At 61.7% G+C, this 11,845-nt stretch carries 9 protein-coding genes; 8 read left to right on the forward strand and 1 reads right to left on the reverse strand.

Annotated features, from left to right (window positions below; all coding sequences use genetic code 11):
- Nucleotides 1-84 precede the first annotated feature (84 nt).
- Nucleotides 85-1,383, forward strand: coding sequence for an amino-acid N-acetyltransferase (gene argA, locus AC5QPF_RS01645; RefSeq protein ID WP_458979964.1), 1,299 nt, complete (start codon nt 85-87; stop codon nt 1,381-1,383).
- 47 nt (nt 1,384-1,430) lie between these two features.
- On the opposite strand, the gene AC5QPF_RS01650 is transcribed toward argA, so the two are convergent.
- Entirely contained in the window at nt 1,431-2,807 is a 1,377-nt protein-coding gene (locus AC5QPF_RS01650) for a glutamine synthetase family protein (protein WP_494961730.1), read from the reverse strand.
- A 602-nt stretch (nt 2,808-3,409) separates the two neighbouring features.
- Here AC5QPF_RS01650 and AC5QPF_RS01655 point away from each other — a divergent pair.
- The 7 genes from AC5QPF_RS01655 to AC5QPF_RS01685 all read left to right on the forward strand — a co-directional run bounded on the left by AC5QPF_RS01655 (nt 3,410) and on the right by AC5QPF_RS01685 (nt 11,691).
- On the forward strand, nt 3,410-4,771 hold the full coding sequence (locus AC5QPF_RS01655) for a glutamine synthetase family protein (RefSeq protein WP_494961731.1): 1,362 nt from the start codon (nt 3,410-3,412) through the stop codon (nt 4,769-4,771).
- A 47-nt stretch (nt 4,772-4,818) separates the two neighbouring features.
- A complete protein-coding gene (locus AC5QPF_RS01660) occupies nt 4,819-6,180 on the forward strand; it encodes an aminotransferase (protein WP_494961732.1) in 1,362 nt (453 codons plus the stop codon).
- 150 nt (nt 6,181-6,330) lie between these two features.
- Nucleotides 6,331-7,428: an extracellular solute-binding protein gene (locus AC5QPF_RS01665; RefSeq protein WP_494961733.1), complete on the forward strand. Its 1,098-nt coding sequence runs from the start codon at nt 6,331-6,333 to the stop codon at nt 7,426-7,428.
- 165 nt (nt 7,429-7,593) lie between these two features.
- Nucleotides 7,594-8,688: an extracellular solute-binding protein gene (locus AC5QPF_RS01670; protein WP_494961734.1), complete on the forward strand. Its 1,095-nt coding sequence runs from the start codon at nt 7,594-7,596 to the stop codon at nt 8,686-8,688.
- Nucleotides 8,689-8,747: 59 nt separating this feature from the next.
- Nucleotides 8,748-9,890: a polyamine ABC transporter ATP-binding protein gene (potA, locus tag AC5QPF_RS01675; RefSeq protein WP_494961735.1), complete on the forward strand. Its 1,143-nt coding sequence runs from the start codon at nt 8,748-8,750 to the stop codon at nt 9,888-9,890.
- Nucleotides 9,887-10,807: an ABC transporter permease subunit gene (locus AC5QPF_RS01680; RefSeq protein ID WP_494961736.1), complete on the forward strand. Its 921-nt coding sequence runs from the start codon at nt 9,887-9,889 to the stop codon at nt 10,805-10,807. Before potA ends, AC5QPF_RS01680 begins: the two co-directional genes overlap by 4 nt.
- Complete coding sequence (locus AC5QPF_RS01685; RefSeq protein WP_494961737.1) at nt 10,804-11,691, forward strand: ABC transporter permease subunit; 888 nt, start codon at nt 10,804-10,806, stop codon at nt 11,689-11,691. Before AC5QPF_RS01680 ends, AC5QPF_RS01685 begins: the two co-directional genes overlap by 4 nt.
- Nucleotides 11,692-11,845: the final 154 nt, after the last annotated feature.

Raw genomic sequence — 11,845 nt, forward strand, 5'->3', positions numbered from 1 at the left:
TGTGACGCCTTGCCTGTTGCGACGATAACCCTTCGAGCGCTGTGTGCCGTTCCGTTCTTGTTTTAATTCCTACAGGCCCATGTCATGCCCGAATACGTCAACTGGCTGCGTCACGCTTCTCCCTATATCAATGCCCACCGGGACTGCACCTTCGTGGTCATGCTCCCGGGAGATGGGGTCGAACACCCCAACTTCGGCAATATCGTCCACGACCTGGTGCTGCTGCACAGCCTCGGGGTTCGCCTCGTTCTGGTGCACGGCTCCCGTCCGCAGATCGAAAGCCGTCTGGCCGCCCGTGGCCTGAGCGCCCATTACCACCACGGCCTGCGCATCACCGACGCGGCCACCCTGGAGTGTGTGATCGACGCTGTGGGGCAATTGCGTATCGCCATCGAGGCGCGGCTGTCGATGGACATGGCCAATTCGCCGATGCAGGGCGCGCGTCTGCGGGTGGCCTCGGGCAACCTGGTCACGGCGCGGCCGATCGGCGTGGTCGAGGGGGTGGATTACCACCACACCGGTGAAGTACGCCGGGTCGACCGCAAGGGCATCGGCCGCTTGCTGGACGAGCGCTCTATCGTGCTGCTGTCGCCGCTGGGCTATTCGCCGACCGGCGAGATCTTCAACCTCGCCTGCGAAGACGTCGCCACCCGCGCGGCCATCGAACTGGGCGCGGACAAGCTGCTGCTGTTCGGCGCCGAGCCGGGGCTGCTGGATGCCAACGGCAAGCTGGTGAAGGAGATTCGCCCGCAGCAGGTGGCGCCGCATCTGGAGCGCCTGGGCACCGATTACCAGGGGGAGTTGCTGGATGCTGCGGCGGAGGCGATCCGTGGCGGTGTGGCCCGCAGTCATATTGTCAGCTATGTGGAAAACGGCGCGCTGCTCAACGAGCTGTTCACCCGTGGCGGCGGCGGTACGCTGGTGGCCCAGGAGCAGTTCGAACTGGTGCGCGAGGCGGCGATCGAGGATGTCGGTGGCTTGCTGGAACTGATCAGCCCGCTGGAAGAGCAGGGCATCCTGGTGCGGCGGTCCCGCGAGGTACTGGAGCGCGAAATTGAGCAGTTCAGCGTGGTGGAGCGGGAGAGCACCATCATTGCCTGTGCAGCGCTGTATCCGATTGCCGATTCGGATGCGGGGGAGCTGGCTTGCCTGGCGGTGAACCCGGAGTATCGCCACGGCGGGCGCGGAGATGACCTGCTGGAGCGGATCGAGGAGCGGGCGCGGGAGATGGGTTTGAAAACGCTCTTCGTGCTGACGACCCGGACGGCGCACTGGTTCCGTGAGCGTGGCTTCGTGCCGAGCGGCGTGGAGCGGCTGCCGGCGGCGCGGGCTTCGCTGTACAACTACCAGCGTAACTCGAAGATCTTCGAAAAAGCGCTGTAAGACTTTAGGCCATAAGAAACGCCGCCTATATCAGGCGGCGTTTTCAGTTACACGGTATGCAGGTACCAGTTGTACTCGAGGTCCGAGATGGAGTGCTCGAACTCCTCCAGCTCACTCTCCTTGCACGCGACGAAGATGTCGATGTACTTCGGATCGATGTACTTGTTGAGGATCTCGCTGTCGTCCAGCTCGCGCAGGGCGTCGCGCAGGTTGTTCGGCAGGCTCTGCTCGACCTGCTCGTAGGCGTTGCCTTCCACAGGCTCGCTCGGCTCGATCTTGTTGGTCAGGCCGTGATGTACGCCTGCCAGCACGGCGGCCATCAGCAGGTACGGGTTGGCGTCGGCACCGGCCACGCGGTGCTCGATGCGCACCGCATCGGCGGTACCGGTCGGGACCCGCAGGGCCACGGTACGGTTGTCCAGACCCCAGCTCGGTGCATTCGGCACATAGAACTGCGCACCGAAACGACGATACGAGTTGACGTTCGGGCAGAGGAACGCCATCGAAGCGGGCAGGGTCTCGAGCACACCGCCGATCGCGTGACGCAGCGCGGCGTTCTGCTCGGGATCCTCACTGGTGAAGATGTTCTTGCCATCCTTGTCCAGCACCGAGATATGCACGTGCAGACCATTGCCCGCCTGGCCCGGGTACGGCTTGGCCATGAAGGTGGTGTCCATCTCATGGTCGTAGGCGATGTTCTTGATCAGACGCTTGAGCAGTACCGCGTAATCGCAGGCGCGCAGCGGGTCGGCGACGTGGTGCAGGTTCACTTCGAACTGCGCCGGGGCGCTTTCCTTGACGATGGCGTCGGCAGGGATGCCTTGCTCCTTGGCACCTTCGAGGATGTCCTGGAGGCAGTCGACGTATTCGTCGAGGTCGTCGATCAGGTAGACCTGCGTCGATTGCGGGCGTTTACCGGAGATCGGCGAGCGTGGCGGCTGTGGGCGACCGTTCACGTTCTCCTGGTCGATCAGGTAGAACTCCAGTTCGAACGCGGCGCAGATGGTCAGGCCCAGTTCGTCGAACTTGCTCACCACCTGGCGCAGGACTTCCCGCGGGTCGGCGAAGAAGGGCTCGCCTTCGAGCTCGTGCATGGTCATCAGCAGTTGCGCAGTCGGGCGCTTCTGCCAGGGTTCGTTGGAGAGGGTGCCCGGGATCGGATAGCAGATCCGGTCGGCGTCGCCGATGTCCAGGCCAAGGCCGGTACTTTCGACGGTGGAACCGTTGATATCCAGGGCGAAGAGGGAGGCGGGCAGGTTGATGCCTTTCTCGTAAACCTTGTGGAGGCTGGTGCGCTCGATGCGCTTGCCACGCACCACACCATTCATATCTGCAATCAGAAGGTCAACGTAGAGAACCTCAGGATGTTCCTTAAGGAACGCGTTCGCTTCGTTAAGCTGAACGGCACGCGGGGGTACCGACATGATGCAACACCTTTGTTGTTAAAAATATCAATCAATTGGGGCTTGCAACCCCAGTCAATCGGAAAGCCGGAGTGAAGTCAAGCAAGCCCCATGATGCCCTAAAAAGGCACCGTAGCGGCATTTTTGCTGCAATTGGGGGCATCGACAAGGCCTGCTTTCGTCGCCCAGAAGCGGAATCGAGAAAGCCGTATTTTATTTTTTACGGGGGTGTTGTGTAAAAAAATGAACAAGGCTAAGCTCGGTCGCAACCCATAACATCAATAATACCGGGGGTTACATGTTACGCCTGCCGATCAACGGCGAGAGCGGCCGTCCCGTGTGGACAGGCCCGAGCGCCACTTTCGCGAGCAGCGATCGCTACCTGCCCGTAGCGTTCAATCCGGCAAATATAGTTGACGGCCGAGGCGACGTGTTCCCGAAAGATTCACCCTCTCATACTGCCTTTCATGACTATAGTCGGCTCCCCCGCATCCGCTCGGATGACGGAGACGCATTCTCCCCGCGCGGCTTTTGCTTTGCCTCGTCGGGGCATACAGAATGCTGGAGAAGGCCTGTCATGGCCCTCCTGACCACCGTCCAGGCGTTTACCTCCCGAGGTATGTATGAGTAGCAGCAATCTCGACCAGCTCACCGATTGGCTGAAAGAGCACAAGATCACCGAAGTCGAATGCCTGATCAGCGACCTGACCGGCATTACCCGCGGCAAGATCTCGCCGACCAACAAGTTCATCGCCGAAAAAGGCATGCGTCTGCCCGAAAGCGTTCTGCTGCAGACCGTGACCGGTGACTACGTCGATGACGACATCTATTACGAGCTGCTCGACCCGGCCGACATCGACATGGTCTGCCGCCCCGACGAGAACGCGGTGTTCCTCGTGCCGTGGGCCATCGAGCCGACTGCCCAGGTCATCCACGACACCTACGACAAGAAGGGCAACCCGGTCGAGCTGTCGCCGCGCAACGTGCTCAAGAAGGTTCTGAAACTCTATGCCGACAAGGGATGGCAGCCGATCGTGGCGCCGGAGATGGAGTTCTACCTGACCAAGCGCTGCGAAGACCCGGACTTCCCGCTGCAGCCGCCGATCGGCCGCTCCGGCCGCCCGGAAACCGGGCGCCAGTCATTCTCCATCGAAGCCGCCAACGAATTCGACCCGCTGTTCGAGGACGTCTACGACTGGTGCGAGCTGCAGAACCTGGACCTCGACACGCTGATCCACGAGGACGGCACCGCGCAGATGGAAATCAACTTCCGTCATGGCAATGCCCTGTCCCTGGCCGACCAGATCCTGGTGTTCAAGCGCACCATGCGTGAGGCCGCGCTCAAGCACAATGTTGCGGCCACCTTCATGGCCAAGCCCATGACCGGTGAGCCAGGCAGTGCCATGCACCTGCACCAGAGCATCATCGACGTGAAGACCGGGAAGAACATCTTCTCCAATGAAGACGGCAGCATGAGCGAGCTGTTCCTCTATCACATCGGCGGACTGCAGAAGTTCATCCCCGAGGTGCTGCCGCTGTTTGCCCCCAACGTCAACTCGTTCCGCCGCTTCCTGCCCGACACCTCGGCGCCGGTCAACGTGGAATGGGGCGAGGAAAACCGCACCGTCGGCCTGCGCGTACCGGATGCCGGTCCGCAGAACCGCCGTGTGGAAAACCGCCTGCCCGGCGCCGATGCCAACCCGTACCTGGCGATCGCCGCCAGCCTGCTGTGCGGCTACATCGGTATGGTCGAGGGCGTGAATGCCAGCGCACCGGTCCAGGGTCGTGGTTACGAGCGGCGCAACCTGCGCCTGCCGCTGACCATCGAGGATGCCTTGGAACGCATGGAGAACTGCCGTGCGCTGGAGGCCTATCTGGGCAAGAAATTCATTGCCGGCTACGTCGCGACCAAACGCGCCGAGCATGAAAACTTCAAGCGCGTGATCAGCTCCTGGGAACGTGAGTTCCTGCTGTTCGCGGTCTGATAACCCCGGGGCCGCAGGAGCGCGGCCGCCAGCAATCGGAGAAGCACATGAGCGTCAAGAACCCGCAAACCCGCGAGTGGCAGGACCTGAGTCGTGATCATCACCTGGCGCCCTTCAGCGACTACAAGCAGTTGCAGGAGAAGGGCCCGCGGATCATTACCAAGGCCCAGGGCGTGCACCTGTGGGACAGCGAAGGCCACAAGATCCTCGACGGCATGGCCGGCCTGTGGTGCGTGGCGGTCGGTTACGGGCGTGAAGAACTGGCCGAAGCGGCCAGCAAGCAGATGCGCGAGCTGCCGTACTACAACCTGTTCTTCCAGACCGCTCACCCACCGGCACTGGAGCTGGCCAAGGCCATCTCCGACGTGGCTCCGGCGGGCATGAGCCATGTGTTCTTCACCGGTTCCGGCTCCGAAGGCAACGACACCGTGCTGCGTATGGTCCGTCACTACTGGGCACTCAAAGGCAAGCCGCAGAAGAAAGTGATCATCGGCCGCGTCAACGGCTACCACGGCTCCACCGTGGCCGGTGCCAGCCTGGGTGGCATGTCCGGCATGCACGAGCAGGGCGACTTGCCGATCCCGGGCATCGTCCACATCCCGCAGCCCTACTGGTTCGGCGAGGGCGGTGACAAGAGCCCCGAGGAATTCGGCATCTGGGCCGCCGAGCAACTGGAGAAGAAGATCCTCGAAGTCGGTGTGGATAACGTCGCCGCCTTCATTGCCGAGCCGATCCAGGGCGCCGGTGGCGTGATCATCCCGCCAGACAGCTACTGGCCGAAGATCAAGGAAATCCTTGCCCGTCACGACATCCTTTTCGTCGCCGACGAAGTGATCTGCGGCTTCGGCCGGACTGGCGAGTGGTTCGGCTCCGACTACTACGGCCTCAAGCCCGACCTGATGACCATCGCCAAGGGCCTGACCTCCGGTTACATCCCCATGGGCGGCGTGATCGTTCGTGACGAAGTGGCCCGGGTGCTCGGCGAAGGCGGCGACTTCAACCACGGCTTCACCTATTCCGGCCACCCGGTGGCGGCTGCGGTGGGCCTGGAAAACCTGCGGATCCTGCGCGACGAGAAGATCGTCGAGCGCGTTCGCGAGGAAACGGCACCTTATTTGCAAAAGCGTCTGCGCGAGCTGAACGACCACCCGCTAGTGGGTGAGGTCCGCGGTTTGGGCATGCTCGGCGCGATCGAACTGGTCAAGGACAAGGCCACCCGCAGCCGTTACGAAGGCAAGGCGGTCGGCATGATCTGCCGTCAGTTCTGCTTCGACAACGGCCTGATCATGCGCGCGGTCGGCGATACCATGATCATCGCGCCGCCGCTGGTGATCACCCGCGACGAGATCGACGAACTGGTGGAAAAGGCGCGGAAATGCCTGGATCTGACGCTCGAAGCGCTGAGCTGAGCACCTGCTAGGCTGGCATGGTGGCTTTGCGGCATGCCAAGGCGTTGAAAGAGCGCCTTGGATCTTGCCAGACTAGCGACTGTTTCAGTCGCGGCGCAGACAGGCCGGCCGCTGAACAGATGGCTTTATAAAAATTCTGGAGCATTACGCATGAAGAAAATCGGCAAGACGCTGTTGGCCGCATCCCTGGTCGGGATGGTGGCTAGTGCTGTTCACGCGGACGACAAGGTTCTCCACGTCTACAACTGGTCCGACTACATCGCCCCGGAGACCGTTGCCAAGTTCGAGAAACAGACCGGCATCAAGGTCGTCTACGACGTCTTCGACAGCAACGAAACCCTGGAAGCCAAACTGCTGGCGGGCAAGTCCGGCTACGACGTGGTCGTGCCGTCCAACAACTTCCTGGCCAAGCAGATCAAGGCTGGCGTCTACCAGGAACTGGACAAGTCCAAGCTGCCTAACTGGAAGAACCTCGACGAAGACCTGCTCAAGGCCGTCGGCGACGCCAGCGACCCGGGCAACAAGCATGCCTTCCCGTACATGTGGGGTTCCATCGGCATCGGCTACAACCCGGAGAAGGTCAAGGCCGCGCTGGGTGTGGACAAGATCGACTCGTGGGACGTGGTGTTCAAGCCGGAGAACATCGCCAAGCTCAAGAGCTGCGGCGTGAGCTTCCTCGATGCTCCGACCGAGATGATCCCGGCCGCGCTGCACTACCTGGGCAAGCCGACCGCGAGCAAGGACAAGAACGATCTGAAGGCCGCCGAAGACCTGTTCCTCAAGGTTCGTCCGTCGATCGCCTACTTCCACTCGTCCAAGTACATCTCCGACCTTGCCAACGGCAACATCTGCGTGGCCGTGGGTTACTCGGGTGATCTGGAGCAGTCCAAGGCCCGTGCCCACGAAGCTGGCGACAAGGTGAAACTGGACTACGTCATTCCGAAAGAAGGTGCCGGTACCTTCTATGACATGGTCGCCATTCCGAAGGACGCCGAGAACGTCGACGCCGCCTACAAGTGGATGGACTTCCTGATGCAGCCGGAAATCATGGCCGAGATCACCAACGCCGTGCGTTTCCCGAACGGCAACAAGGCTGCCACGCCGCTGGTGGACAAGGACATCTCCGGCGATCCGAGCATCTACCCGTCTGCCGAAGTGAAAAAGCAACTGTACGCAATCAGCGACCAGGATCCACAGACCCTGCGCCTGATCACCCGTAGCTGGACCAAGATCAAGTCGGGCAAGTAAGCCGACTCACGCCTCGGGGCGCGGCGAAAGCCGCGTCCTTGACGGCTGAAACATAAAATTTTTTTGCTGCAAGGGTGTATCGAAGGTAAGTTGCGCGCCGGTTCGGTGATCCGGCAGTCATTTCTGCCGCACGCCACACGGGCACTAATGTAGAGGACCTCCCACTTGTCTATTTCCGTATTTCGCAAGGCCGTCATGGCTGGAGCGGGTCTGACGCTGGCTTGCAGCGTCCAAGCGGCGCCCACGGTGCACATTTACAACTGGTCGGACTACATCGGCCAGACCACCCTCGCGGACTTCGAGAAGTCCACCGGCATCAAGCCGCTGTATGACGTTTTCGACTCCAACGAAACCCTGGAAGGCAAACTCCTGGCCGGTCGCACCGGCTATGACGTGGTAGTGCCGTCCAACCATTTCCTCGGCAAGCAGATCAAGGCCGGTGCGTTCCAGAAGCTCGACCGCGCCCAGCTGCCGAACTGGAACAACCTCGACCCCGCCCTGCTCAAGCGCCTGGAGCGCAACGACCCGGGCAACCAGTACGCAGTGCCGTACCTGTGGGGTACCAATGGCATCGGCTACAACGTCGAGAAGGTCAAGGCGGTGCTCGGCACCGACAAGATCGATTCCTGGGCCGTGCTGTTCGAGCCGGAGAACATCAAGAAGCTCTCCAGTTGCGGTGTCGCCTTCCTCGATTCGGCGGACGAAATGCTGCCGGCGATGCTCAACTACCTGGGACTCGACCCCAACAGCCAGGATCCGAAGGACTACAAGAAGGCCGAGGACAAACTCCTCGCCATTCGCCCCTACGTGACCTATTTCCACTCGTCCAAGTACATCTCCGACCTGGCCAACGGCGACATCTGCGTGGCCGCCGGCTTCTCCGGCGATGTGTTCCAGGCCAAGGCCCGTGCCGAGGAAGCCGGCAAAGGCGTGGACGTGGCCTATGTGATTCCCAAGGAGGGAGGCAACCTCTGGTTCGACATGCTGGCCATCCCCAAGGATGCCAAGAACGCCAAGGAGGCCCATGCCTTCATCAACTATCTGCTTGAACCTGCGGTTATCGCCCAGGTCAGCGATTACGTTGGTTACGCCAACCCGAACCCCAAGGCTGGCGACCTGATGGACCAGGATGTACGGAAGGATCCTGCGGTTTACCCATCGCAGGATGTGATCGACAAGCTTTACGTCAATTCCGAGTTACCGCCCAAAGTGCAGCGTTTGATGACCCGTACCTGGACCTCGGTCAAGACGGGTAAATAAAAAATCCGGACCCGCCACGGCAGGGGCGGGTGCAGAACATTCTGTTGGGAGTTTCACAAATGGCAGTTGCCTCCGGCGCCTATAAGAAAGCCCTCGAAGGCGACCAGCAACCCAAGCAGGTGCTGGTCAAGATCGATCGGGTCACGAAGAAGTTCGACGAAACCGTCGCGGTGGACGATGTCTCCCTCGAAATCAAGAAGGGCGAGATCTTCGCCCTGCTCGGCGGCTCCGGCTCGGGTAAATCGACCCTGCTGCGCATGCTGGCGGGCTTCGAGCGTCCGACCGAAGGGCGCATTTTCCTCGATGGCGTCGACATCACCGACATGCCGCCCTACGAGCGGCCGATCAACATGATGTTCCAGTCCTACGCGCTGTTCCCGCACATGACCGTGGCGCAGAACATCGCCTTCGGCCTGCAGCAGGACAGGATGCCCAAGGCCGAAATCGAGGCCCGGGTGACCGAGATGCTCAAGCTGGTGCACATGACCCAGTACGCCAAGCGCAAGCCGCACCAGCTTTCCGGCGGCCAGCGTCAGCGCGTGGCCCTGGCCCGCTCCCTGGCCAAGCGTCCCAAGTTGCTGCTGCTCGACGAGCCGATGGGCGCGCTGGACAAGAAACTCCGCTCGCAGATGCAGCTGGAACTGGTGGAAATCATCGAGCGCGTGGGCGTGACCTGCGTAATGGTGACTCACGACCAGGAAGAGGCCATGACCATGGCCCAGCGCATCGCCATCATGCACCTGGGCTGGATCGCCCAGATCGGCAGCCCGATCGACGTCTACGAGACCCCGACCAGCCGCCTGGTCTGCGAATTCATCGGCAACGTCAACCTGTTCGACGGTGAAGTGGTAGACGACGCCGAGGGCTATGCCCGCATCGCCAGCCCTGAGCTCGAGCGCAACATCTACGTCGGCCACGGTGTCACTACCTCGGTGGAAGACAAGTCGATCACCTACGCCTTGCGCCCGGAAAAACTGCTGGTCACCTCGCAGCAGCCGACCTGCGAATACAACTGGTCACGCGGCAAGGTCCACGACATTGCTTACCTGGGCGGCCACTCGGTGTTCTACGTCGAGCTGCCGAGCGGCAAGATCGTCCAGTCCTTTGTCGCCAACGCCGAACGTCAGGGTTCGCGTCCGACCTGGGGCGATGAAGTCTACGTCTGGTGGGAAGACGACAGCGGCGTGGTACTGCGGTCATGAACATGCGCAAGCTCAAGCGAGCGCTCAACCGCGTGACGCCGGAGGGCCGGCATGTCGTTATCGGCATCCCGTTCCTGTGGCTGTTCCTGTTCTTCATGCTGCCGTTCTTCATCGTTCTGAAGATCAGCTTCGCCGAAGCGGACGTGGCGATCCCGCCGTACACCGAGATCTATAGCTACGTCGAGGACAAGATCCAGGTCGTGCTCAACCTGGCCAACTACGGCCTGTTGACCCAGGACGAGCTGTACATCTCGGCCTACCTGGGCTCGCTGAAGATGGCCTTCTTCAGCACCCTGCTGTGCCTGCTGATCGGCTATCCGATGGCCTACGCCATCGCCAACGCACGCAAGGACATCCAGACCGTCCTGCTGCTGCTGATCATGATGCCGACCTGGACCGCGATCCTGATCCGCGTCTACGCCTGGATGGGCATCCTCAGCAACAACGGCCTGCTCAACGCCTTCCTGCAATGGCTGGGCGTGATCGACCAGCCATTGCAGATCCTCAACACCAACCTGGCGGTGTACATCGGCGTGGTCTATTCGTACCTGCCATTCATGATCCTGCCGCTGTTCGCCAACCTCGTGAAGCATGACCCGAGCCTGCTGGAAGCTGCGTCGGACCTGGGTTCGAGCCGCTTCAACAGCTTCTGGAAGATCACCGTGCCGCTGTCCAAGAACGGCATCATCGCCGGCTGCATGCTGGTGTTCATCCCGGTGGTGGGCGAGTTCGTGATTCCTGAGCTGCTTGGCGGTCCTGAGACCCTGATGATCGGTAAGGTCCTCTGGCAGGAGTTCTTCAACAACCGCGACTGGCCGGTGGCCTCGGCCCTGGCAGTAGTGATGCTGGCGATCCTGATCGTGCCGATCCTGCTGTTCAACCGCAGCCAGGCGAAAGAGATGGAGGGCCGGGCATGAAACGCGTCGGATTTTCCAATGTAATGCTGGTCCTCGGCCTGTTGTTCATCTACCTGCCGATGCTGATCCTGGTGATCTACTCGTTCAACGCCTCAAAGCTGGTGACGGTATGGGGCGGCTGGTCGGTGAAATGGTACGTCGGCCTGCTGGACAACACCCAACTGATGGGTTCGGTGATGCGCTCGCTGGAGATCGCCTGCTACACCGCGGTCGCTGCGGTGGCGCTGGGAACCCTGGCAGCGTTCGTCCTGACCCGGGTCACCCGCTTCAAGGGCCGCACCCTGTTCGGTGGCTTGGTCACCGCGCCGCTGGTAATGCCTGAAGTGATCACCGGTCTGTCGCTATTGCTGTTGTTCGTGGCGATGGCGCAGATGATCGGCTGGCCGCAGGAGCGTGGCATCGTCACTATCTGGATCGCCCACACCACGTTCTGCGCCGCCTATGTGGCGGTGGTGGTGTCGGCCCGCCTGCGCGAGCTGGATCTGTCCATCGAAGAGGCGGCCATGGATCTTGGCGCGCGGCCGTGGAAGGTGTTCTTCCTGATCACCATTCCGATGATCGCGCCGTCGCTGGCGGCGGGCGGCATGATGTCCTTCGCCCTGTCGCTGGATGACCTGGTGCTGGCGAGCTTCGTGTCCGGCCCGGGTTCGACCACCCTGCCGATGGAGGTGTTCTCCGCCGTGCGTCTGGGCGTGAAGCCGGAGATCAACGCGGTGGCCAGCCTGATCCTGCTGGCAGTGTCGCTGGCGACCTTCTTCGTCTGGTACTTCAGCCGCCGTGCAGAGGAGCGCCGCAAGCGCGCGATCCAGCAGGCGATCGAGGAAGCTGCAGCGGATGGCTGGAAACAGCCGGAAGTGCGGCGTCCTGCGGCTGCCCAGGCCTGACCGGACGGCAAGATGAAACGGGCCGGGTGGATTTCCACCCGGCCCGTTTTCTTTGGTGTGGCTGCCGGCCCCATCGCGGGCAACGCCCGCTCCCACTAGGTCCGTGGTGTACACAAAACCTGTGGGAGCGGGCGTTGCCCGCGATGAGGCCCTC

This window comes from Pseudomonas sp. Con_6 (genome assembly GCF_059379395.1).